We start from the raw sequence: 22,789 nt of genomic DNA, 5'->3' as shown, positions 1-22,789 counted from the left end.
CGGAAGGTGACCGGCGCGCGGGAGCGTTTCCTCGGCGTGCGCTCGGCCACGCCCCACCACAGGGGGGCGTGAACGCCCCGACCGTTCCCTCCTCCGCACAGTCATTCGCGAGGTTCATCGCCATGTCCGATCACCAATGTGCAAGTCGGAAAGCCAGGTTGACCATCCGGGTCTACCGGGTGCGGTCCGACGGGGCCCGGGTGCAGGTCTCCTCCTGCTCCTCGGACGAAGAAGAGACCCTGCCGCTGGTCTCGGCGCTGAGCTGGCCGGCCTGCGCCTGCCCGCGTTGCGCCGCCGTGGCCGAAGTGGCCTGAACGCACCGAGAAAGGAATCCAAGTGCTGTACACCGGACAACCGTTGGTGGCCGTCGACGTCCTGCGGCAGTTCCTGCGTGGCGGGTTCACCGACTCCGAAAAAGCCGCCGACTCGCTGGAACGGGCTTTCCTGGCGGCCAGGTTGGACCCGCCGGCCGGCCTCTCGCCGGTCTACCGCGACGACGTCCCGCCGGAGCTGGCCGGTCTCGCGCTGGGGTGCGTCGGACTGCCCTGGGCGCAGCGGCTGGCCGAGGCGCTGCTCGAACTGGCGGTGCTGCGCGGTGAGTTCCCCGCTCCCGTCCGGCTCGTGGCCCCGGAGCTGGGCGTTGAGAGCCGCTCTGCGCTGGGGGTGGCCTCGTGAGCGGTGACGTGTTGCGGCAACGTGCCTGGGAGATCGCCGAGCAGCTCGCCGAGGCCGGCGGCGGGGAAGCCCGGCTGACCGTCATCCCGGACGGCTACCGGGTTGAGCTGCGCATCTTCCGCCCCGAGGACGGCTCACCCAGCCCCGAGGACCACATGGCGGTGCTCAAGGCCCTCGCCCTGGGCGACCGCTGGGGCCACCGCTACTCGCCGCCCTCCCGGAACAACGGCACCGCCCGCGAACTCGTCTGGAGCGAAGTCCACCACAAGACAGCTACTCCTCACGGGAGTTGAGTGGTTCCGGGCGACCGGCCGACTGGTCGGGGTCAGTAGCCGTGGCGGAAGTGCCACAGGATCGACTCCCAGGCGGGGTGGTGCAGCAGGTCGGGTTCGATCTGCCGGAGTTTGTCGGAGAGCCGGGCGATGACGGTGTCCGGGTCGTACAGCTCGGGGTCGACCGGGTCCGGGGCGGGGGCGTCGGGGGCGGGGTCCTCTTCGATCGGCCAGCCGTCCTCGTCCAGTTCCTCGACGGGGAAGAGGTCGGCGAAGCCGGGGACGTGGGCGCGGCACCAGTCGGCGGTGTCCGGGTCCATCAGGTCGCCGAGCAGGTTCAGTTCCGGTGCGCCGAAGGCGAGTTGGCAGCGCAGGAAGGAGTGCAGGTCGCGGTGGGCGGGGCGGCCGGCGAAGGTGGTGGCGGCGCGGGAGAGGAAGGGGACGGCGTACACCTCGCCGGTGCGGCCGTCGAGGGCGAACAGCGGGCCCCACTCGCCGATCACCACCATGGCGGCGGCGCCGTCCGGCAGGTCGGGCCAGTGGGTGGCGGGGTCGTCGACCCGCTCCGTCAGCAGGACCGGTTCCTGGTGGTTGGTGAGGAAGGCGTTGGGGGTGGTGGGCAGGCCGATGTCGGTGAGGACGGTGCGCGCGCCGGGGTCGGTGACGCAGACGGGCAGGTCGGCGGGGGCGACGCGGCGCAGGCCGTCGGCGCCGTAGGCGGCTTCGAGTTCGGCGCGGGTGACGGGGCGGACGCCCGATGACGGCAGGGGCGTCATTGGACGGACGGGCCGCTCAGGTAGCTCCCGTTGGCGTCGTAGGGCCAGGCGTTGGCCACGCAGCCCTTGAGGCCGTAGATCTGCTGCATCATCGCCGGGGCGGGCTTGCCGGGGCCGGGGCAGGTCTCGTGGCCGTGGCCGATCCGGTGGCCGACCTCGTGGTTGATGATCAGCGCCCGGTAGTCGTCCAGGGAGCCGTCGAACTGGGGCGAACCGGTCAGCCAGCGCTTGGAGTTGACCATCACCTGCTTGCCGACGTCGCAGTTCACCTCGCCCTGGGTGTCGAGGCCGTCGGTGGCGCAGATCGCGTCCGTGGTGTCGGGGGAGGCGATCTTGACGGTGAAGTCGTAGCTGCCGGAGGAGACCAGCTGGAAGCTGTCGCGCTTGTCGGCGGTCCAGCCGCGCGGGTCGGACAGCACGCCCTGGACGACGGCCGCGGCGGTGTTCGGGTCGATGCCGATGCCGTTCTCGACCTCCACCCGGTAGCGGCGCAGCACGCTGCCGGTGCCGACCCGGGCGCCGTTGGCGGTGGCGGTGGTGAAGCTGCCGCTGCCGTGGACGACGATCTCCGGCGAACTGGCGGAGGGCCGGCCGGAGGGCTGAGCGGAGGGCTGGGCGGCGGGCGGCTCGGCCGAGGCAGTGGGGGAGGGGGAGGCGGACGTGGTGGGGGAGGCCGCGGTCGGTTCGGTCAGTGCCGGGACGGCCCGGGCCTGGCTGGTCGATTCGCTGTCGGGCGTCCGTGGGGCGTCGTGGTTCAGGGCGAGCAGCCCGGCGGTGCCGAGGGCCGCGACCAGCGCGGTGCAGCCCACGGTGACGGCCAGCCGACGGCGGCGGACGGAGCGGCTGCGGCCGGTCCGGGAGGCTGCGCGCATCTGGACTTCCCTCGGGACGGTGGCGGGGCGGGCGGGCACGTCCGTTCGAACGGGGCCGCACCGTGAACATACGCGGTATGGCCCCGCATGGTTCCCGGACCCCCCGATCCGGACCCGGAACGGATGGGCCGACGGCCCGGAGACCGCTCCGACCAGCGGTCCCAGCCGTGGACACCGGCTGCGAGGCGGGCCGGCACCTGGCCGAGCGACTCCCCGCCCGGCGCACCGGCGGTGGGGGAGGGGCGGCCGTGGCGGGGATCAGCCGTTGCGGGCGGTCAGTGCCTCGGCGAGTTCGCGGATGCCGGCCTCGCGCTCGGCGGCGGTGTCGCCGTAGTCGAAGCTGTGGGTGAACTCGGCCTGCGGGAAGGTCCGGCCCATCCACACGCTGCAGTAGTGGCCGGGCATGAAGCAGGACTGCAGCTCGGTGTAGACCTCCAGGACGTCCTCGGGACGCGCGCCGCCGCCGGCCAGCCGGTACCAGAGGGCCTCTTCGGGGTGCAGGGCGAGCGAGCCGTCGGCGGTGAGGACCTGCTCGCCGCCCTGCCCGTCGCGGACCTTGAACGCGGCGTACCCGGGCACGCCGCGGGTGTGCCGGACGTCCTCCAGCACCCGGGGCCACCAGTTCTCGTCGCTCTCGAAGGCCCGCAGGTCGGTGCCGCGCAGTCGGCTCTCGACCGCGCCGAACAGCTCGAAGACCTCCTGCGGCCGCTCGGCGGCGGCCAACCGGCGCAGTGCGTCGTCGAGTTCGGCCAGCGAGTCGAGGAAGGCGGCGAGGCTGGTGCTGACCAGCAGCGGGCGCTCCCGGAAGGCGACGAAGACCGCCCACACCCGGCCGGACGGGTCGACGCACAGCTCGGCGCCGCGGTCGGTGCCCAGCCGGGCCCAGCGGTCCTCGCCGCCGGTCGGCGCGGGCAGCCCCCGCTGCGCGGCGAAGGCGGCCAGCGGCAGGGCGTCGGCCGCCGAGGTGGTGAAGTACGGGCCGACCTGGACGGGCAGGCCGCAGTCCGCGAGCAGCCGGGCCGCCTCGGCGGGGAGGTCGGCCGTCGCGAGGTCCGCCGCCGGGACGCGGCGCAGGCCGCCGGGGCCGAAGCGGTCGAGCAGGCGCCGGGAGAGTTCTGCGGTCATGCGGAGAGCCTATCGGTGCGGACGCGGACGGTCGGCGGGCCGAGCGGTCGGGCCGATCGGTCGGGGAGGGCAGCTTGGGAGGGCGGGCCTGGGAGGGCGGTCAGCGCAGGTGCGGAGGGTCCTGGAGCGCGCCGTCGCCCGGCGGCGCGGGCTCTTCGGCCGAGAAGTCGGTCCACTCGTCCCGGAAGCCCTGGAGCAGGCGGGCCCAGGTGCCCTCGGGGTCGGCGAAGGCGGCGGGGTCGATCGCGCGCAGTTCCGCGCGGACGCGGTCGATCTCCGCGTGCGGGTCGAGCCCGTCGTCCGCGCCGTCCTCGGGGCCGTGGAGCGCGGTCCGCTCCCGCTGCAGGACGTACAGGAACAGGCCGAGGGTGTCGATCCGGTCGAAGGACGGCACGATCTCGTCCTCGCCGCCGGGGAAGAACCACAGCCGGCCGGACTCGCCGTCCACCGCCAACAGGTCGTCCGCGACCTGGCCGACCACCGTCCAGTCCGGGGCGCCGGTCGGCAGGCCGACCATGTCGTCCAGGTACGGGTCGACCTCCCCGACGGTCGACAGCGGCTTGTCCGCGTTCCACACCGGCGGCAGGAAGAGCCAGTTGCCGACGGCCGGGAGCCCGACGGTGCCGAGGTAGGTCCGGGTCGGGGCGTGCACGAGGGAGGCCGGGAGGCTCGCCCCGGGGAACCGGAGGACCTCGTTCGCGGCGAACACCGACCTGAGCAGCTCGTACGTCACCTGTGGTGCCATCGGGGCGCAGCCTTTCGAACGTCCGCGGCCGGGTCCGGGTCCGGGCCTTCCCGGAACCTACCCGCCGACTGGTAGGAAGGGGGCGGTTCCACGTGGAACGGGCCGACCGGCCCGACCGGGCGTGATCCGGTGCGGGTCCCGACGCACCCGGCCGCAGGGCCGGTGCACCGGCCTGAAGAGGAACCGGAGCGAGGGGGGAGCACGCACGTGCTGGTGCCGATCGACTGGAGGGCCGTCGCCGAGGAGGTCCCGGCGGGCGGGATGCTGCGACTGCGGCCGGACGCCGCCGCCCGGATCTGGCCGGACGACGGGGCCGGGGCGCGGTTCGCCGCCACCACCGGCGTCCCGTACTCGGACGGGCTGTTCCGGATCCTGGCCGCCCTGGCCGAGCGGGACCCGGCCAGCCCCCCGACGGCCTTCGTCGAGGACGCCGACCCGGCGCCGGTCGACACCCCGCACGGCCGGCTCCAGCCGCTCGGCGAGCTCTACCAGGCGGACGTCTTCGTGCGCCTGGGCGACGGCACGATCTGGGTCGCGGACCCGGACTCCGACGTGGAGTACGAGCTGGCCCACCGGGACGTCTCCTCGCTCAGCTACCTGGTGTACAAGATCGCCGCCGAGCGCCCGACCCCCGAGGAGCGGCCGACGCCCCACGACTGGGCCGACGTCGAGGAGATCATCCGCGAGGACACCACCGCCTGGGACGAGCTGCCGTTCCGCGCCGGGGCGCGGTTCTGGGCGGCCTACCTGGACTCCTACCCGATGCTCTGACCGGCCCCGCGAACGGCGACGGGCCGCCCCCCGCAGCGGGGGACGGCCCGTCGGATCGGTCGGGGGCCGGTCTCAGTGCTCCTGCCGGAGCACGGTGTAGGCCTCGGCGCTGCTGTCCTTCAGGAACTGCCAGCAGCGGGTCTCCTCCTCGGTCTCCTTGATCGCCCCGGCGGCCCGGGCCAGCGCCGCCAGGCAGCGCAGGAAGCCGCGGTTGCCGCGGTGCTCCCACGGCACCGGGCCGTGACCCTTCCAGCCGTTGCGGCGCAGCGCGTCCAGGCCGCGGTGGTAGCCGGTGCGGGCGTACGCGTAGGACTCCACCGTCCGCCCGGCGGTGAAGGCGTCGTCCGCGAGCATCGCCCAGGCCAGGCAGAAGGACGGGTACTCGGCCGCCACCTGGGTCGGCGAGGCGGACTCCTCGGCGAGCATCCGGTACGGCTGCTCCTCCTCGGGCAGGAGGGTCGGTTCGGGACCGTCGAGCAGGTTCTTGTGCATCTCCATGATGTGCAGTCTGCCACCCGACCGCGCCCCGGTGACCGGGCCCGGACACGACGGTGCCCCCGCGCCCGGACGGGCCGGGGGCGGGGGCACCGTGCGCGGTGGCGCCTTACTTCATGCGCTTGCCGGCCGAGCGCAGCTGCTGCGCGGCCTCGGTGACGCGGTGGGCCATGCCGGCCTCGGCCAGCTTGCCCCAGGTGCGCGGGTCGTAGGTGTTCTTCTTGCCGACCTCGCCGTCGACCTTCAGCACGCCGTCGTAGTTGCGGAACACGTGGTCCACGACGGGGCGGGTGAAGGCGTACTGGGTGTCGGTGTCGAGGTTCATCTTGACGACGCCGTTCTCCAGCGCGGTCAGGATCTCCTGCTCGGTGGAGCCGGAGCCGCCGTGGAAGACGAAGTCGAACGGGTCCTGCTTGCCGTACTTCTTGCCGATCTCGGCCTGCAGGTCGGCGAGCAGCTCCGGACGCAGCACGACGTTGCCCGGCTTGTAGACGCCGTGCACGTTGCCGAACGAGGCGGCCAGCAGGTAGCGGCCCTTCTCGCCCAGGCCGAGCGCCTCGGCGGTGCGGACCGCGTCGGCGACGGTGGTGTACAGCTCGTCGTTGATCTCGTGGGTGACGCCGTCCTCCTCGCCGCCGGTCGGGGTGATCTCGACCTCAAGGATGATCTTGGCGGCGGCGGCCTGGGCCAGCAGCTCCTGGCCGATGGCCAGGTTGTCGGCCAGGGTCTCGGCCGAGCCGTCCCACATGTGCGACTGGAACAGCGGGTTCTCGCCGCGGGCCACGCGCTCGGCGGAGACCGCGATCAGCGGGCGGACGTAGCCGTCCAGCTTGTCCTTCGGGCAGTGGTCGGTGTGCAGCGCCACGGTGATGTCGTACTTGGCCGCGACGATGTGCGCGAACTCGGCCAGCGCGACCGCGCCGGTCACCATGTCCTTGTTGTGCTGGCCGCCCAGGAACTCCGCACCACCCGTGGAGATCTGGACGATGCCGTCGCTCTCGGCCTCGGCGAAGCCGCGCAGCGCGGCGTGCAGGGTCTGCGTCGAGGTGACGTTGATGGCCGGGTAGGCGAACTTGCCTGCCTTGGCCCGGTCGAGCATCTCGTTGTAGGCCTCGGGAGTTGCGATGGGCATGCGGATCCGCTCCTGTCGGTGTGGGGCGATCGGACGACGCTGTCCGAAGGCTCGATACGCCTGTGGTTCACGACATCGGTGCGGTGCGAGCGAGAGAGGGTGGCAGCTCGACCGCGGGCCGGACACCTGGGCCATCCTCCCAGACTCCCCCACCGGACACACCCAGCGGCCCGCCACTTGGGACGGCGGCTCCTCCGGCGGCCCCGGCCGGGACGGTCCGGACCCGCGGTTAAGGCTTCGCAAAGCAGTACGGGCTATCCTGCGCGCGTGGAACACATCCAGCTCGCCGTCAACGTCCTTGACGCCAAATCGCTCGTCGCATCCGTCGGCGCCATCGGGATCCTGGCGATCATCTTCGCCGAGACCGGCCTGCTGGTCGGGTTCTTCTTCCCCGGTGACTCGCTGCTCATCCTGGCCGGCGTCGCCGCCTCCAGCGCCGCCGACAAGGTGCTCGGTCCGGGCGCCCAGATGAACATCGCCCTGCTGCTGATCGGCGCGCCGATCTGCGCGATCGTCGGCGCCCAGCTCGGGCACCTGCTGGGCCGGAAGGTCGGCCCGCGGATGTTCGACAAGCCGAACTCGAAGATCCTGCGGCCCGAGTACGTGGCGAAGGCCGAGGAGTACTTCGAGAAGTTCGGCCCGGCCAAGGCCGTGGTGATGGCCCGCTTCATCCCGATCGTGCGGACCTTCCTCAACCCGGTCGCCGGCACCCTGCAGATGCCCGCCAAGACCTTCTTCGTCTGGAACGTCGTGGGCGCGGTGCTGTGGACCGAGACCATGCTGCTGATCGGCTACTTCACCGGCGACCAGCTCGCCCCGGTGATCGACAAGTACCTGCTGCCCGCCATGGCGCTGATCATCCTGATCTCGGTCTCGCCGATCTTCGTCGAGGTGATCCGCGAGCGGAAGAAGAAGAAGGCCGCCGCCGCGGACGGCACCGCCGCCCAGGAGGGCGAGCCGGTCTCCAGCGGACGCCACCGCAAGAACTGAGCGCGACGCGCAGCGGGCCCCGACCACCGGGTGGTGGTCGGGGCCCGCTGCCGTTCCGTTCCGCCGCGTCCCGCCGCGCGCCGTTCCACGTGGAACGCGGGGGAGCGGCTCAGCGGCTCACAGGCCCAGGTCGTCCAGGGTGTACGCGGTGACGTACGGCAGACCCGCCTCGGCGATGGCCGGGGCCGCGCCGCGCTCCACGATCACCGCGACGCCGACCACCTCGGCGCCCGCCTCGCGCAGCGCCTCCACGGCGGTCAGCACCGAGCCGCCGGTGGTCGAGGTGTCCTCCACCGCCAGCACCCGGCGGCCCTTCACGTCCGGGCCCTCGATCCGGCGCTGCAGGCCGTGCGCCTTGCCCGCCTTGCGGACCACGAAGGCGTCCAGCTTGCGGCCGCGGGCCGCCGCCGCGTGCAGCATCGCCGCGGCCACCGGGTCGGCGCCCAGGGTCAGGCCGCCCACCGCGTCGAACTCCAGGTCCGCCGCCGCGTCCAGCATCACCTTGCCGACCAGCGGCGCCGCCTCGGCGTCCAGCGTGATCCGGCGCAGGTCCACGTAGTAGTCGGCCTCCCGGCCGGAGGAGAGGGTGACCTTGCCGTGCACGACGGCCTTGTCCTTGATCTGCGCCAGCAGGGCGTCGCGGTCGTTGCTCATGGACAGCCAGTTTAGGGGGCCGCGGAGGGGCTCAGCGCCGCCGCAGGGCCCGGACCAGCACCACCGCGCCGCCGATCAGCGCGACCCCGCCGCCGATCATCCACGGCAGCGCGCTGCGCTCGCCGTGCGCGCCGGGCAGCCGCGTCGGCTCCGCGCCGCCCCAGCGGGAGGCGGCCCGGGCCCGGGCGCTGTGCGCGGGCGGGGCGGGCGCGTACCGGCCGTGCGGCGGGGCGTGGTCGACCTCCTCGGCGGAGCGGCCGACGATGCTGCGCCGCACCGGGGCGCCCTCCTGCTCGTAGCCGGGCTCCGGGCGGGAGGCGGCGGGCACCGGGGCGGGCAGGTCGTCCGCGTCGTCGAAGGAGATCAGGTCGGACAGGTCGTCGTCGAGGTCCTGGCCGCGCTCGCGGTCGTCCAGGAAGACCACGGTCGCGCCGTCCGCCGGGTCGCCGTCCTCGTCCTCCCCGCCGTCCGCGTCGTCCTCCCCGTCGTGGTCGGCGGGCTCGGACAGCTCGGCGACCAGCGCCGCCACCGCCCGGTCGATCAGCCGGCGGCCGGTCGACTCCAGCGCCTCCTCGTCGAAGCCGGCCAGCCGCCCGGAGGCGGTCAGGCCGGTGCTGAAGCGGACCGCGGTCTCGCCGGGGCGCTCGGCCAGGGTGATCCGCAGCTCGGCGGCGACCGGGGCCGCGCCGCGGATCTCCTCGCCGCTCAGCCGCAGCTCCAGCGCGTCGTCCCGCCAGGTGTCCACCGTCAGCCGGCCGGCGAAGGTGATGGTCGACCCGGCGATCCGGATCCTGAGCCGGCTGTCCGCCGCCGCGGGCGCGGACGCCGACGCGACCGCGCTCAGCCCCGGGACGCAGCGGGCCACCAGTTCGCGGTCCACCAGCGCCTCCCGGACCACCTCGGCGGGCACCGGGACGACAACCTCATGCTCCATACCGGCGAGCCTACCGACCGCCCGCCGCCGTGCCGAGTCCTCCACGCGAAGCCGGGACGACCAACCCGCCATTGGGCGCAGCAGGCCCCGCGCCGGGCCGTCCCCGCCCGCTGCCGCCCCGGCCGAACTACCCGGTCGGACAAGCGCTTTCACGGCCCGTGCCGCCGGCTCCCGCCACCCGGGCGAACGGCTCCTGCCACCCGGGCGAACGGCTCTCCGGTCCGGGCCGCGCCGTGCGGTGCGGGCCGGGGGCGGGTCGCCCCGCCGCTCCCGCCGCCCGGGCGGGCGTCCTCAAGGCCCCAGCAGGGTGTGCGGCGGCGGCAGCGGGGACGGGCGGCGGGCGGTCAGCAGGGCCTCGGAGGCCCGCAGCGCGGGCACGGTCAGCGAGCGCGGGGCCGGTACGTCCGGTGCCAGGCCCAGCACCGGGGCGGTGCGGGCGGCCAGCAGGAACGCCGGGGCCGGGCCCGGGTAGCCGCAGTCCGCCGCGGCCGGGGCACCGCCCTGGTAGGCCACCGCCGCCAGGCCGGCCGCGTCCAGGCCGGACTCGGCCGTCCACAGCCCGCCGTCCGGCAGGCCGCCCCGGGTCGCCAGCCGGCCCGCCGGGGCCAGCCGCCGGGCGGCCAGCCCGAAGAACTCGCGCGAGCGGTACTTGCCGCCCGCCGCGGCGCCGTCCAGGTCGGCGACGATCACGTCGAAGCGCTCCTCGGAGCCGCGCAGCCAGTCCAGCGGCTCGGCCTGGACCAGCCGCACCCGCGGGTCGTCGAAGGCGTGCCCGGTCAGCGCGGCGAACGCGGCGTCCCGGCGGGCCAGCGCGGGCAGCGCGGCGTCCCGCTCGACCACCAGCACGCCGCGCACCGCCGGGTGGCGCAGCACCTCGCGCAGCGCCAGGCCGTCGCCGCCGCCCAGCACCAGCACCCGCCCGCTCGGCCCGTCGGCCAGCGCGGGGCGCACCAGCGCCTCGTGGTCGCGGTACTCGCCGGGGCCGCAGACCGCCAGCCGGCCGTCCAGGAACAGCTCCAGCGGCGGCGCGGTGCGCTGCGCGGGCACCCGGGGCGCGTCGTCCGCCCGGGGCGCCCCGGCGGCGGGCCCCGGGCCGCCGGTCAGCACGATCTCCTGGTAGCGGCTCTGCGCGGCGAACCGGATCGGGCCGCCGTACAGCGCGTGCCGGGCGGCGCGCTCGATCGCGCCGGTGCAGGCGGCGGCCAGCGCGAGCAGGGCCAGCACCAGGCCGCAGCCGGTCCACAGCAGCAGCCGGGTGCGCGGGCCGGGCTCGGCGCGGAACAGCCAGAGCACCACCACGGCGCCCGCCACCGCGTTCACCGCGCCGGTCAGCAGCGCCCCGGCGGTCTGGCCGAGGGTCGGCAGCAGCACGAACGGGAAGGCCAGGCCGCCGATCAGCGCGCCCACGTAGTCGGCGGCGAACAGGTCGGCGACGGCCCGCCCGGCGTGCTCCCGGCGGATCCGCTGGATCAGCGTCATCAGCAGCGGGATCTCCGCGCCGATCAGCAGGCCGATCAGCACGGTGGCGGCGATCAGCGCCACCAGGGTGGCGCGCGGCTGGTGCAGCCAGGCCCAGCCGCAGTACAGGGCCAGCGCGGACAGGCCGCCGGTCAGCGACAGCGCGTACTCGACCAGCGCGAAGGAGGTGGCCGGGCGGCGGGTGAGGCCCTTGGCGAGCAGTGAGCCGATGCCCATCGCGAACACCATCACCGACAGCACCACGGAGGTCTGGGTGACCGAGTCGCCCAGCAGGTAGCCGCCGAGCGCGACCAGTTCGAGTTCGTACACCAGGCCGCAGGCCGCGCAGACGAACGCGGCCAGCAGGACCAGCACGCGGGCCGGACGGGGGGCCAGGGCCAGCGGTATGGCGCCGCCGGCCCGGACCGCGCCGCCGGGGCCCGCGGCGCGGGGGGCGGAGGGCGGCGGGGCGGCCGCGGGCGGGGGCGCGGTGGCGTCCGGACCCGGCTGCGCGGGCCGTCCGACCGGGTGGTTGATCATGAATGAACGCTAGGCGAGAGCCCGGGTGAATGGCTGCACCCATCCGGGGGACAGACCGGGGTGCCGGGTTGACGTCCGCTCACCATCCGACCTGCGCGGGGGCGCCCCGGTCGGCCGCGCCCCGCGTCCCGCCGGCGGGGCGGTGGGTTTCGTGGCGGACGGCGGCGGGCAGCGACAGCGAGGACCGGGTGCAGACCAGCCGCCCCTCCTGCGGGTAGGCGTGCCACGTCCGCCAGTGCACCCGGCGGTCCTCGCAGTGCGCGACCAGCGCGGTGAAGGCGCTCGGGTCGCCCGGGAAGACCCCGGCCAGCGCCCGCGGGTGCCCCTCGACCAGGGCCAGCAGCTCCTGCGCCCGGGCCTCGAACACGTGCGGCGGCAGCTCCTCGATCCGGGCCGCGAACTCGTACTCCCAGCCGGCCACCTGCTCCGCCACCCGGGCGGGCAGCGGGGTGCGGCGGCCCGGCAGGCAGGCCACCGTCTCCAGGCAGTCGCCCGGTCCGGCGGCCAGCACCACCTGGTGCGAGGCGCCCAGCAGCCGCAGCTGGAGGGTGCCCCGGAGGCCGTCCGGGGCACTGCGGGCGTCGTCGAGTCTGAGGTCGCGGACGGCCAGCGCGGGCAGCGGCTCGCCGCCCAGCTGCCAGGCCAGGTCGCCGGCGCGGGTGTCCGTGTAGGAGGTCTGCAGGGTGGTGAGCATGCTCGGCTCCGCGTTTCAGCTCCGTGCGCGCCCCCGGAGTGACCGGAGTCCGCCCCATCCGTGAGGCTGTTCGAGACTGTCCGATCCGGGGCGCGGCCGACCGTGGAAGGAAGGATTCCGGCTGGAGATTCAGCAGCAGAGAAGCACGAATTCTCCGGGTCCGTCAGGGATTTACCCATGTTTGGCACTCATTCACCGTTCTGGGGCCTGTGTCCGACTGGGTGTGATCGGTGCCGGGTTGCACTCTGCCCACCGTGCGCCTTCGCGCGGGTATCGCAAGCCGTGCGCGCCGGTAGCGCACGCTCCACGCCCCAGCGCCAGGCCCGCGCCACCCGCCCCCGACGGCCCCCGTCCGGCGGGCGGGAGGGCGGGAACCGAAGCGGAGGCTTGCGCGTCTACTCTGGCGCCAGCGAGCATGACAAGTGCCTGTTCGAACTTGGGGGTTGGCATTGTCGATCGACCTGCCGTCGGAGCTCGTCTGGATCATGGACCTGATGGGGCTCAACTGGCCTGATGTGGACGAGGACGAGCTGCGTGAATGGGCTCAGCACGTACGGGAGTTCGGCCAGGGAATGGCGGAGTCCCACGACGACACGGACGTGCTGCTGAAGAACCTCGGCGGCGCGTACGAGGGCGCGGGCTACGAGGCCATGCTGACCCGCTGGGGCCAGGCCTCGGCCGGGCACATGACCGTGCTGATCGACTGCTGCGGCGTGCTGGCGACGGCCCTGGAGGTCGCGGCCGAGGCGGTGATCGTGGCCAAGGGCGTGGTGATCGCCCAACTGGTGGCGATGGCCGCCGAGATGGCGGCGGCAGCGGCGGCGGCGGTCGCCACCCTCGGGATAGCGGCGGCGGCGGAGGCGGCGATCGTCGAGGCGGGCAAGCGGATCGTGAACGCGATCATCCAGGAGATCGAGGACGTCATCGTCGGACAGCTGGTCTCGATGGCGGTCGAGCCCTTCCAGGCGGCCATCGAGAAGGCGGTCTCCGGTCTGGTGTTCCACGGGGTCGAGGCGGCGCTCGGAGTGGGAGGCGGCAAGTGAGCAAGGGTTTCAAGGCCGATCCGGAGGCGCTCGCGCAGGCCGCGAAGCGGGCCCACGAGCACGCCAACCGGATCGAGCGGCACTCGCGCGACCTGGACTCCAGGACCCGGGGCCGGGTCCTCGGGCGCGGCAAGCTGGGCCAGATCGTCGACAAGGCGGTCCGCCCGGTCATCGACTCGATGATCGGCGACATGTCGAAGGCGATGGCCGGCGGCCACCGCTCCATCGGCCACGGCCTGGAGATCACCAAGAAGAACCTCGACGACGCCGAGGCGGCGGTCCAGAAGAGCTTCAAGAACGCGGGCACCTCGCTCTCCAAGGAGAAGGTCAAGCTCGAACCCGGCCAGTCCGTACCGGGCAAGAAGGGGCTCCGCCAGCTCTACAACCGCCGGATCGGCGAGCGGGTGGACGACCTGGAGAGCCAGGGCCACGGCGTGGGCCGGCACCTGCGGGTGACGGACCAGCAGCTCAAGGACCGGCTGGGGACGCCCGTCATGCAGGGCCCGGCGCACGCGCAGACCGTCGCCAAGGACAAGACGACCGGCTACGTCCAGTCGACCAACAAGATCGACCCGCTGCACGGCCCGGACGCCAAGACCAGGCTGTCCCCGCCCGACCTCTACTACGACGGCGACCGCGGCGCCCCGCACAAGCACAAGTGCGACAGCTACTCCACGGCCTTCAAGGACGAGGAGTCCTTCGTCTACGCGGACCACTACGCGCGCTCCAAGATCGACCCCAGCCGCCCCGAGCCGCACGTCATCGAGTTCTCCCCGCACGAGGCGTGGGGGCCGGGCGGGCACCTCGGGAAGTTCCGCGGGTACTACATCGACCCGGACAACCCGGTCGGTCACGACGGGTCGATCAACTACAAGGACGTCAATTTCAAGGACGCCACGATAAAGGCGATATACAAATCGGACGGGAATGGCGGATACAAACTCCACACGATGTTCCCGGAGCCGGTGTTCAAGCACAACCGCTCCCGGCACCAGGGGATATGATATCCTGCCCCGTCGGATTGGCGGCACCAGTGGAATGCGGTGAATTCTTATGGGTTGGACGGCCTGGGAGATTCCCGGTTGGCACGACGACGAGCGGCTCCGGGAGTTCTACAAGAACGCTTTCCACCCGGAGCTGATCGACGACATCGAGATGTACCGCGACGCGGCGCGCGACGGCAGCCCGTACGCGGTCCGGCTGCGCGCGAGCCTGGAGTACCTGCTGGAACAGCGGCCCGCGTCGGTCAAGGAGTGGTGGAGCCTCTCCCGGTACTCGTTCCAGTCGGAGGACGAGCTCTACGGATTCCTCGCGGACGTCCACGCGTATTTCTACGGCGATCGCGTCGAACCGCCGATCGCTCCCGCCCCCTGATTTCCGCTGGGCCGAACGAAGGAGACCCGTCCCCATGCTGTTCCGCGAAGAACTGCCGCCCCGCACCGGCCCGTGGGCGAGCCGGTTCGATTCCGAGGAGGCACTGGTCCAGGCCGAGGACGCCCTCCGGGCGGCAGCCCTGGCGACCCACGACCTCTCCCCGGTCCTGCCGTTCGAGGCCGTTTACGGCCCCTTCCTGAACTGCGCGGGAAAGGCCACGGCATTCGCCATCGACCCGCGGGAGCCCTACGGCCCCGACGGGGAGGTCAACTACGTCCGCGCCGACTTCCTGACGCTCGGCCTGCTGTACGGCGTCTACCGCCCGGCCGAGGGCACCGGCCCGGCCGGGCCGGCGGCGGAGGACGACCTGTGGAACACCACGGTCTACCCGTACCCGGGGGGCGTCCTGGACCCGACCACCGTCCCGCTGGCCGAACTCGGGCTCGACGTGCCGGGCGTGGACCGGCGCTTCGTGCACTTCTGCGCGGCGGCGCTCGGGGTCGAGGCCGTCGACGACCTCGGCGAGCTGCGCGACACCTTCGACGCCGCCTGGCCGGACTACCGCGAGGTGATCCGGGCCGGCCTGCTGCACGTCGTGCGCAACCGCCCGCTGTCGGTCGACCGGTGGTACCAGCTGACCTACGTGCGCTTCCCCGACCAGCAGGACCTCACCACCTACCTGGCCCAGGTGTACGCCTACCTCTTCGACGGCTTCGACGCGATGCCGCCGGCCCCCCGCTAGCGGGCGCCCTCAGAGCCGCCGCAGCCGGGCGACGGCCTCCCGCAGGACCTCGTCCCGCTTGCAGAAGGCGAAGCGGACCTGGGCCCGGCCCGCCTCGGCGTCGTCGTAGAAGACGGCGTTGGGGATGGCCACCACGCCGCAGCGCCCGGGCAGGGTGCGGCAGAACTCGATGCCGTCCTTCTCGCCGAGCGGGGTGATGTCGGTGGTGACGAAGTACGTGCCCTGCGGCTCGAAGACCCGGAAGCCCGCGGCGCCGAGGCCCGCGGTGAGCAGGTCGCGCTTGCGGTGCAGGTCGGCGCGGAAGCCGGCGTAGTAGTCGTCGGGCAGCCGCAGCGCCTCGGCCACGGCGTACTGGAACGGGCCCGCGCTGACGTAGGTCAGGTACTGCTTGGCGGTGCGGACGGCGGCCACCAGCTCCGGGGCGCCGGTGACCCAGCCGACCTTCCAGCCGGTGAAGGAGAAGGTCTTGCCGGCCGAGGAGATCGCCACCGTCCGCTCGCGCATGCCGGGCAGGGCGGCCAGCGGGTGGTGGGCGCCGGTGAAGACCAGGTGCTCGTAGACCTCGTCGGTGACGACCAACAGGTCGTGCTCGACGGCGAGTTCGGCGATGGCGGCGAGTTCCTCGGGGGTCAGGACGGTGCCGGTCGGGTTGTGCGGGGTGTTGACCAGCAGCAGCCGGGTGCGCGGGGTGACCAGCGCGCGCAGCTCGTCCAGGTCGGGCCGGAAGGACGGCGCGCGCAGGGTGAGCGGGACGCGCTTCGCGCCGGCCATCGCGATGCAGGCGGCGTACGAGTCGTAGAACGGCTCGAAGGCGATCACCTCGTCGCCGGGCTCCAGCAGGGCCAGCAGCGCGGCGGCGATCGCCTCGGTGGCGCCCGCGGTGACCAGCACCTCGGTGTCCGGATCGACCGTCAGGCCGTAGAACCGTTCCTGGTGCTCGGCGATCGCGGTGCGCAGCTCGGGGACGCCCGGCCCCGGCGGGTACTGGTTGCCGAGCCCCTCGCGCAGCGCCCGCACGGCGGCCTCGCGGACCGCCTCCGGCCCGTCGGTGTCGGGGAAGCCCTGACCGAGGTTGATCGAGCCGGTGGCGGTGGCCAGGGCCGACATCTCCGCGAAGATCGTCGTTCCCATGCCCGCCAGGCTGCGGTTCAGCAGTGGCCTCGTGCTCATCGGTGGCTCCTCGCGAAGGGTGGTGGGGCCATCATCCAGGGGCGGGCGGCGGACGCCAAGGGCCCGCCCCGGCGGGGGCGCGGTCGGCGGGGGAACGCGGAACGGGCCCGCTGCCTGCGCGTCGCGCAGGGCGGGCCCGTCCGGGTATCGCGGGGGAGGGGTCAGCCCTCGTCGCCGTCCTCGGCGTCGGCGGCGGCCTCGCCGTCCTCGGCCTTGCCGTCGCCGAGCTGCTCGACCATCCACTGCTCGAAGCCGACCGCGGCCTGCGTCCAGTTGGCGGTGGTGCCGACGAAGTACTCCAGGTTGACGCCGTTGCCGACGATCATCTGGGACTCACCGATCAGCCGGACCACGCCGTCGTCGTGGGTGTGGGTGTAGACCTTGGGCCACAGGGTCTCGCGGTTCCACTCGTCGATCAGCGCGAGGATCTCGGGCTTCTGCTCCAGCGGGAACGGGCGGTCGTAGAACGCGCGGACCGCGAACAGCTCCTTCTGGTCGCCGCGGAACATGTAGTAGACGCGGAAGTTCTCCCAGGGGGCGGTGAGGTCGCCCTCCTCGTCCACCACGTGCTTGAGCTGCATCTGGTCGAGCAGCTGGGCCACCAGGTTCTGGTCCGGGACGATCACCGGCGGCGGCCCGGCCGGAGCGCCACCGGGCTGGCCGCCGCCCTGCGGCGGCTGCGGCAGGCCGAAGGACGGGATGGACGACGGGTCGATGCTCACGGGGGTGTCCCTTTCACGGTGCACGGTCGGCTGCCGATGGGGGGCCGCCTTTCCTGCCTCCATCCTGCCTCATTCGGGGCCCTGGGCACAGGGTGCACCCCGGTGCGTGACGGTTTCCCCGCAGCGGGTGGCCGCTGCGGGGAAACCGGAGGTGGGAGCACGTGTCGGGCCGCGCCCGGCGGTGCGGTCGCAACAACGGCCGGACCCGGAGCCCGGCCCCGGCGGCCGTCCTCACCGCCGGGGCCCTCCGGGGGCGGTCACTCCGCCGGCGAGGTGCGCGGCCCGACCGTCAGCCGGTCCGAGATGCCGTCGTGGTCGACCACGACCGTCTCGCCGTCGTGCACCCGGCCGGAGAGGATCTCCTTGGCCAGCTGGTCGCCGATCGCGGACTGCACCAGCCGGCGCAGCGGCCGGGCGCCGTACGCCGGGTCGTAGCCGGTCAGCGAGAGCCAGTCCCGGGCGGCCGGGGTGACGTCCAGGACGAGCCGGCGCTCGTGCAGGCGGCGGGCGAGCGCGGCGACCTGGAGGTCGACGATCCGGCTCAGTTCCTCGGTGCCCAGCGGGTCGAAGACCACGATGTCGTCCAGCCGGTTCAGGAACTCCGGCTTGAAGGACCTGCGGACCGTCTCCAGCACCAGCTCCTTTTTCCCCTCCTCCGGCGTGTTCGGGTCCACCAGGTACTGGGAGCCGAGGTTGGAGGTGAGGATCAGGATCGCGTTGCGGAAGTCGACCGTGCGGCCCTGGCCGTCGGTGAGCCGGCCGTCGTCCAGCACCTGGAGCAGCACGTCGAAGACCTCGGGGTGGGCCTTCTCCACCTCGTCCAGCAGGACCACGCTGTACGGGCGGCGGCGGACCGCCTCGGTGAGCTGGCCGCCCTCCTCGTAGCCGACGTACCCGGGCGGGGCGCCGACCAGGCGGGAGACCGAGTGCTTCTCGCCGTACTCGCTCATGTCGATCCGGACCATGGCGCGCTCGTCGTCGAAGAGGAAGTCCGCCAGGGCCTTGGCCAGTTCGGTCTTGCCGACGCCGGTCGGGCCGAGGAACAGGAACGAGCCGGTCGGCCGGTCCGGGTCGGCGATGCCGGAGCGGGTGCGGCGGACCGCGTCGGAGACGGCGCGGACGGCCTCGTGCTGGCCGATCAGGCGGCGGCCGAGCTCCTCCTCCATCCGCAGCAGCTTGGCGCTCTCGCCCTCCAGCAGCCGGCCGGCCGGGATGCCCGTCCAGGACGCGACCACGTCGGCCACGTCGTCCGGGCCGACCTGCTCCTTGACCATGGTGGTGCTGGGCTCGTCCGCCGCGCGGTCCTGCGCCTCGGTCAACTCCCGCTCGGCGGCCGGGATCTCGGCGTACATCAGCTTGGAGGCGCGCTCGAAGTCCCCGTCGCGCTGGGCGCGGTCCAGGGCGCCGCGCAGGTCGTCGAGGCGCTCCTTGAGCTCGCCGACCCGGTTGAGCGACTTCTTCTCCTGCTCCCAGCGGGCGTTGAGGGTGCTCAGCTGCTCCTGCTTGTCCGCGAGGTCGCGCCGGAGCTTGCCGAGCCGCTCGACCGAGGCCGGGTCGGACTCCTTCTCCAGCGCCAGCTCCTCCATCCGCAGCCGGTCGACGGAGCGCTGCAGCTCGTCGATCTCCACCGGGGAGGAGTCGATCTCCATCCGCAGCCGGGAGGCGGCCTCGTCGACCAGGTCGATCGCCTTGTCGGGCAGGAAGCGGGCGGTGATGTACCGGTTGGACAGCGTCGCCGCGGCGACCAGGGCGGCGTCGGTGATCTCCACCTTGTGGTGCGCCTCGTAGCGGCCCTTGAGGCCGCGCAGGATCGCGATGGTGTCCTCGACGCTGGGCTCGCCGACCATCACCTGCTGGAAGCGGCGCTCCAGGGCCGGGTCCTTCTCGATCCGCTCGCGGTACTCGTCCAGCGTGGTGGCGCCGACCATGCGCAGCTCGCCGCGGGCCAGCATCGGCTTGAGCATGTTGCCCGCGTCCATCGCGGAGTCGCCGCCGGCGCCCGCGCCGACCATGGTGTGCAGCTCGTCGATGAAGGTGACCACCTGGCCGTCGGACGCCTTGATGTCGTTCAGGACGGCCTTCAGCCGCTCCTCGAACTCGCCGCGGAACTTCGCGCCCGCGACCATCGCCGCCAGGTCCAGCGAGACCAGGCGCTTGCCGCGCAGCGACTCCGGCACGTCGCCCGCGACGATCCGCTGGGCCAGGCCCTCGACGACGGCGGTCTTGCCGACGCCGGGCTCGCCGATCAGCACCGGGTTGTTCTTGGTGCGCCGGGAGAGCACCTGCACCACCCGGCGGATCTCCTGGTCGCGGCCGATCACCGGGTCGAGCTTGCCGTCCCGGGCGGCCTGGGTGAGGTCCGACCCGTACTTCTCCAGGGCCTTGTAGGTGCCCTCCGGGTCCTTCGAGGTGACCCGGGCGCTGCCCCGGACCTCCTTGAACGCGGCCAGCAGCGCCTTGGCGGTGGCGCCCTGCTGCTTCAGCAGGTCGGCGGCCTGCCCGCCCTCGGCGGCCAGGCCGACCAGCAGGTGCTCGGTGGAGACGTACTGGTCGTCCAGGTCGTCGGCGCGCCTCCCGGCCTCCTCCAGCACGGCCAGGGTGTCGCGCGCGAGGTTCGGCGCGGCGACCGTGGAGCCCTGGGCGGCGGGCAGGGCGGCGGCCTGCTGGCGGGCGGCGGCGGTGACGCGGGCGGCGTCCGCCCCGACGGCCTCCAGCAGCGGGCGGGCCAGGCCCTCCGGCTGGTCGAGCAGGGCCAGCAGGATGTGCACCGGCTTGACGTCCGGGTTCCCCGCGGCGCTGGCCTGCCGGATGGCGGAGGACAGGGCCTCCTGCGTCTTGCTGGTGAACTTACTGGCGTCCACTGCGGGCATACCCCTCTCGTCTCGGGACTGGTGCGAGTCTGCTGACTACAGCATGCACTAACTTGAGTGTATTCCGCTCAGGTTTTACGAAGCGTTTCCGCTCAGTTCTTCCGGGGGCCCGCGGCGGGCGCCCGGGTCAGCCCCAGCAGCTCGCGGGCCGGGCCCGCCGGACGCTGGCCGGCCGGCCAGACCGCGCGCAGCGGGCGCTGCAGCTCCAGGCCCTCCAGCGGCACGGCCACCAGCCGGCGGGTGGCCAGCTCCTCGGTCACCGCCAGCTCGCTCAGGCAGACCGGGTCCGCGCCGGTCATCGCGGCCGCCTTCAGCGCCGTCGAGGAGGCCAGCTCCAGCCGGGGCGCGGCCGGGCCGCCGTACGGGGCGAGCGCCTCCTCCAGCACCTCCCGCGTCCCGGAGCCGACCTCGCGCAGCACCAGCGGGGTGGCGGCCAGTTCGGGGCCGGTCACCGGGGCGCGGCGGCGGGCCCAGCGGTGCTCGGGCGAGACCACCACGACCAGCCGGTCGGCGGCCACCACCGCGCCGGACAGGCCGGGCGGGGTGGAGGTGCCCTCGACGAAGCCCAGGTCGGCCTCGCCCGCCAGCACCTGGGCCGCCACGTCGTGCGAGTTGGCGGTGCGCAGGGTGACGGCGGTGCCCGGGCTGGCCTCGTTCAGGGCCAGCAGCCAGCCCGGCATCAGGTACTCGGCGACGGTCAGGCTGGCCACCACCCGCAGCCGGGCGTCCCGGCGGCCGCGCAGCGCGTCGATCCCGGCGTCCAGGGCCTGCGCGGCCTCCACCACCTGCCGGGCCCACTCGACCACCAGCCGGCCCGCCTCGGTGGGCCGGGAACCGCGCGGCGAGCGCTCCAGCAGCGGCACCCCGATCTGCCGCTCCATGCCCTTGATCCGGGCGCTGGCGGCGGGCTGGCTGACGCCCAGCTCGGCGGCGGCCCGGCCGACGCTGCCCAGCCGGGCCACGGCGAGCAGCAGCTCCAGGGCGCCGAGTTCCGGGACGTGGGGGGAGAGGGCCATAGGCCCAGGCTATGTCCTCATAGCGGGCGTCCCGCTACCCCCGTCCCCCGCGGCGGCGGAGGGTGGGGCCATGGCAACCCTCCTCGCGCCGCGCACCACCGGCCTGCGCGCCCTCGACCTGTCCCGGCTCGGCCCCAACTGGTACGCCACCGTGATGGGCACCGCGATCACCGGCAACGCCGCCGCCGCGCTCCCGGTGGACGTCCCCGGCAAGGCCGCCTTCGCCGAGGCGGTCTGGACGCTCTCGCTGCTGATGCTCGCCGTCCTGCTGGCCGGCCGCGCCGTCCACCTGACCCGGCACCGCGCGCAGGCCCGGCGCACCCTGCTGGAGGACCCGTCCGCCGCCGTCTTCTACGGCTGCCCGCCGATGGCCCTGCTGGCCGTCGGCCACGGCGCGCTGACCGTCGGCGGCCCGCTGCTCGGCGAGCGGCCCGCCCTCGCGCTCGACGTCCTGCTGTGGACGACGGGCACCGCGTACGCCCTGCTGGTGGCCGCCGGGCTGCCGTACCTGATGATCACCCGGCACCGGCTGTCCGCGCTGGAGGCCAACCCGACCTGGCTGCTGCCGGTGGTCGCCCCGATGGTGTCCGCCGCGCTCGGCCCCGCGCTGGTCCCGCACCTGCCCGAGGGGGCCGCCCGGCAGGCGATGCTGTACGGCTGCGCGGCGATGTTCGGCGCCAGCCTGCTGGCCACCCTGGCGCTGCTGCCGGTGGTCCTCGGCGGCCTGCTGCACAGCAAGCTGCCCGCGCTGGTGCTCACCCCCTCGCTGTTCCTGGTGCTCGGGCCGCTGGGCCAGTCCACCACCGCCGTGCAGAAGTTCGCCGACGCGGTGCCGCTCGCGCTCCCCGGCGGCGAGCGGGCGGCCGCCGCCGCCCGCGGACTGGCCGAGGTGTACGGCGTCGCGGTGATGGGATTCGCCCTTCTCTGGCTGGCGGTGGCACTCGCTGCCAACCTGCGGGCACTGCGTGCCGAAATGCCGTTCGCGATGACCTGGTGGGCCGCCACCTTCCCGATCGGAACGCTCGTCACCGGCGCGACCGGACTCGCCGTCCACACCGGATTCGGCGGATTCACCGGGCTCGCCGTCGCACTCCACCTGCTGCTGCTCGCCACCTGGGCGGTGGCGCTGGTCCGCACCGCGGCCGGACTGCGGGCGGGACGCCTGCTCTGAGGGGCGGGCGGCATTCGGCGCGGACGATTCCGGATCGGGGGATCCGGCGGAGGACTGCCGAATTCCGGGAGAGGAGAGTGACATTCCGGCCCGTTCCGACGCCACCGGTCCGCGCGTTCCCGCCGCCACTTCCCGAATGGCCGTTCGGTGGAGGGGGGCAATGCCGGGAAAAGCGAGATTCCGGACACCGCGCCGGGGTCTTTGCTGCATGTTCCTGCACTTGCGGGAACCTGCAGCCGGAGAGCACTTGTTCGGAGTTCGCCCCGCTGTGAGGGTGTAGTCACGCCAAGTCGTCCCGGGCCGCCGCAGCCCGAGCCGGCGACTTGCTCTTCGCGTGGGGGCGACAGGTGCGTTCGTATCTGCGCGACGGGGGGAAGAGCACCGGCCGGTACGCCACGTGTGGTGGTGGCTACCGGGACCGGATCGGTGAGGCGTTGCTGCTCCGCCTCACCGAAGCGCCATGACGCTGGCGTGACACGAGCGGGTCCCCCGGGACCCGGGTGCCGACGGCACCCGGCCCGGGGGACGCGCCCGTAACCGCGGGGACG

The 22,789-nt window shown here is 73.7% G+C and carries 24 protein-coding genes; 10 read left to right on the top strand and 14 right to left on the bottom strand.

Annotation, left to right across the window (positions count from 1 at the left end):
* The first annotated feature begins 158 nt into the window (after positions 1–158).
* From ACWEO5_RS00550 to ACWEO5_RS00540, 3 genes are read left to right on the top strand one after another with little or no spacing between them, the layout of a single operon-like run.
* Positions 159–314, top strand: coding sequence for a hypothetical protein (locus ACWEO5_RS00550; protein ID WP_452158716.1), 156 nt, complete (start codon positions 159–161; stop codon positions 312–314).
* 22 nt (positions 315–336) lie between these two features.
* Positions 337–675: a hypothetical protein gene (locus ACWEO5_RS00545; RefSeq protein ID WP_452158714.1), complete on the top strand. Its 339-nt coding sequence runs from the start codon at positions 337–339 to the stop codon at positions 673–675.
* A complete protein-coding gene (locus tag ACWEO5_RS00540) occupies positions 672–968 on the top strand; it encodes a hypothetical protein (RefSeq protein WP_452158712.1) in 297 nt (98 codons plus the stop codon). The genes ACWEO5_RS00545 and ACWEO5_RS00540 overlap by 4 nt, the downstream gene beginning before the upstream one ends.
* A gap of 32 nt (positions 969–1,000) precedes the next feature.
* Here the strand turns inward: ACWEO5_RS00540 and ACWEO5_RS00535 are convergent, their stop codons facing one another.
* The 4 genes from ACWEO5_RS00535 to ACWEO5_RS00520 form a co-directional block, all read right to left on the bottom strand.
* On the bottom strand, positions 1,001–1,723 hold the full coding sequence (locus ACWEO5_RS00535; RefSeq protein ID WP_452158710.1) for an SUKH-4 family immunity protein: 723 nt from the start codon (positions 1,721–1,723) through the stop codon (positions 1,001–1,003).
* Positions 1,720–2,595 (bottom strand): DUF3152 domain-containing protein, encoded by an 876-nt coding sequence (locus tag ACWEO5_RS00530; protein WP_452158708.1) that lies wholly within the window; start codon positions 2,593–2,595, stop codon positions 1,720–1,722. Before ACWEO5_RS00530 ends, ACWEO5_RS00535 begins: the two co-directional genes overlap by 4 nt.
* A 258-nt stretch (positions 2,596–2,853) precedes the next feature.
* Positions 2,854–3,720, bottom strand: a complete 867-nt coding sequence (locus tag ACWEO5_RS00525) for a nucleic acid/nucleotide deaminase domain-containing protein (RefSeq protein ID WP_344549743.1) — start codon at positions 3,718–3,720, stop codon at positions 2,854–2,856.
* A gap of 100 nt (positions 3,721–3,820) precedes the next feature.
* A complete protein-coding gene (locus ACWEO5_RS00520) occupies positions 3,821–4,465 on the bottom strand; it encodes an SUKH-4 family immunity protein (RefSeq protein ID WP_452158706.1) in 645 nt (214 codons plus the stop codon).
* A gap of 207 nt (positions 4,466–4,672) precedes the next feature.
* Between ACWEO5_RS00520 and ACWEO5_RS00515 the strand changes: the two genes are divergently transcribed.
* Positions 4,673–5,236 (top strand): SUKH-4 family immunity protein, encoded by a 564-nt coding sequence (locus ACWEO5_RS00515; RefSeq protein WP_452158704.1) that lies wholly within the window; start codon positions 4,673–4,675, stop codon positions 5,234–5,236.
* Positions 5,237–5,308: 72 nt separating this feature from the next.
* Here the strand turns inward: ACWEO5_RS00515 and ACWEO5_RS00510 are convergent, their stop codons facing one another.
* Both ACWEO5_RS00510 and fbaA read right to left on the bottom strand, forming a co-directional pair.
* On the bottom strand, positions 5,309–5,734 hold the full coding sequence (locus ACWEO5_RS00510; protein WP_452158702.1) for a DUF3151 domain-containing protein: 426 nt from the start codon (positions 5,732–5,734) through the stop codon (positions 5,309–5,311).
* Between the two features lie 106 nt (positions 5,735–5,840).
* On the bottom strand, positions 5,841–6,863 hold the full coding sequence (gene fbaA, locus ACWEO5_RS00505; protein WP_344549739.1) for a class II fructose-bisphosphate aldolase: 1,023 nt from the start codon (positions 6,861–6,863) through the stop codon (positions 5,841–5,843).
* Between the two features lie 267 nt (positions 6,864–7,130).
* On the opposite strand from fbaA, the gene ACWEO5_RS00500 reads away from it, so the two are divergent.
* Positions 7,131–7,853 carry a DedA family protein gene (locus ACWEO5_RS00500; RefSeq protein WP_452158699.1) on the top strand — a complete coding sequence of 241 codons (723 nt, stop codon included), beginning with the start codon at positions 7,131–7,133 and terminating at the stop codon, positions 7,851–7,853.
* A gap of 117 nt (positions 7,854–7,970) precedes the next feature.
* On the opposite strand, the gene pyrE is transcribed toward ACWEO5_RS00500, so the two are convergent.
* The 4 genes from pyrE to ACWEO5_RS00480 all read right to left on the bottom strand — a co-directional run bounded on the left by pyrE (position 7,971) and on the right by ACWEO5_RS00480 (position 12,133).
* Positions 7,971–8,507 (bottom strand): orotate phosphoribosyltransferase, encoded by a 537-nt coding sequence (pyrE, locus tag ACWEO5_RS00495; RefSeq protein WP_030905690.1) that lies wholly within the window; start codon positions 8,505–8,507, stop codon positions 7,971–7,973.
* Positions 8,508–8,538: 31 nt separating this feature from the next.
* On the bottom strand, positions 8,539–9,441 hold the full coding sequence (locus ACWEO5_RS00490) for a CoxG family protein (RefSeq protein ID WP_452158697.1): 903 nt from the start codon (positions 9,439–9,441) through the stop codon (positions 8,539–8,541).
* Positions 9,442–9,732: 291 nt separating this feature from the next.
* Entirely contained in the window at positions 9,733–11,439 is a 1,707-nt protein-coding gene (locus ACWEO5_RS00485) for a spermine/spermidine synthase domain-containing protein (RefSeq protein ID WP_452158694.1), read from the bottom strand.
* Positions 11,440–11,518: 79 nt separating this feature from the next.
* Positions 11,519–12,133, bottom strand: a complete 615-nt coding sequence (locus ACWEO5_RS00480) for a DUF2617 family protein (RefSeq protein WP_452158692.1) — start codon at positions 12,131–12,133, stop codon at positions 11,519–11,521.
* Between the two features lie 443 nt (positions 12,134–12,576).
* On the opposite strand from ACWEO5_RS00480, the gene ACWEO5_RS00475 reads away from it, so the two are divergent.
* Genes ACWEO5_RS00475 through ACWEO5_RS00460 form a run of 4 tightly spaced genes read left to right on the top strand, consistent with a single transcriptional unit; the run spans position 12,577 to position 15,292 of the window.
* A complete protein-coding gene (locus tag ACWEO5_RS00475) occupies positions 12,577–13,176 on the top strand; it encodes a WXG100-like domain-containing protein (RefSeq protein WP_452158690.1) in 600 nt (199 codons plus the stop codon).
* Entirely contained in the window at positions 13,173–14,180 is a 1,008-nt protein-coding gene (locus ACWEO5_RS00470; protein ID WP_452158688.1) for a hypothetical protein, read from the top strand. Before ACWEO5_RS00475 ends, ACWEO5_RS00470 begins: the two co-directional genes overlap by 4 nt.
* Before the next feature lie 49 nt (positions 14,181–14,229).
* On the top strand, positions 14,230–14,550 hold the full coding sequence (locus tag ACWEO5_RS00465; protein WP_344549732.1) for a hypothetical protein: 321 nt from the start codon (positions 14,230–14,232) through the stop codon (positions 14,548–14,550).
* Between the two features lie 34 nt (positions 14,551–14,584).
* Entirely contained in the window at positions 14,585–15,292 is a 708-nt protein-coding gene (locus tag ACWEO5_RS00460; protein WP_344549731.1) for a hypothetical protein, read from the top strand.
* Positions 15,293–15,301: 9 nt separating this feature from the next.
* On the opposite strand, the gene ACWEO5_RS00455 is transcribed toward ACWEO5_RS00460, so the two are convergent.
* The 4 genes from ACWEO5_RS00455 to ACWEO5_RS00440 form a co-directional block, all read right to left on the bottom strand.
* Complete coding sequence (locus ACWEO5_RS00455) at positions 15,302–16,462, bottom strand: pyridoxal phosphate-dependent aminotransferase (RefSeq protein WP_452158686.1); 1,161 nt, start codon at positions 16,460–16,462, stop codon at positions 15,302–15,304.
* Between the two features lie 161 nt (positions 16,463–16,623).
* Positions 16,624–17,184, bottom strand: coding sequence for a type III secretion system chaperone family protein (locus ACWEO5_RS00450; RefSeq protein WP_344549729.1), 561 nt, complete (start codon positions 17,182–17,184; stop codon positions 16,624–16,626).
* 257 nt (positions 17,185–17,441) lie between these two features.
* The gene (clpB, locus tag ACWEO5_RS00445; protein WP_452158798.1) at positions 17,442–20,045 is read right to left on the bottom strand and encodes an ATP-dependent chaperone ClpB; all 2,604 of its coding nucleotides are present in this window, start codon (positions 20,043–20,045) and stop codon (positions 17,442–17,444) included.
* Positions 20,046–20,146: 101 nt separating this feature from the next.
* A complete protein-coding gene (locus ACWEO5_RS00440) occupies positions 20,147–21,070 on the bottom strand; it encodes a LysR family transcriptional regulator (protein ID WP_452158683.1) in 924 nt (307 codons plus the stop codon).
* 70 nt (positions 21,071–21,140) lie between these two features.
* Between ACWEO5_RS00440 and ACWEO5_RS00435 the strand changes: the two genes are divergently transcribed.
* Complete coding sequence (locus tag ACWEO5_RS00435; RefSeq protein ID WP_452158681.1) at positions 21,141–22,241, top strand: SLAC1 family transporter; 1,101 nt, start codon at positions 21,141–21,143, stop codon at positions 22,239–22,241.
* The last annotated feature ends 548 nt before the right edge of the window (positions 22,242–22,789 follow it).

The sequence above is a fragment of the Kitasatospora sp. NPDC004272 genome (assembly GCF_053603035.1).
The sequence above is the reverse complement of the archived record's forward strand: the minus strand, read 5'-3'. Positions and strand labels throughout refer to the sequence as shown.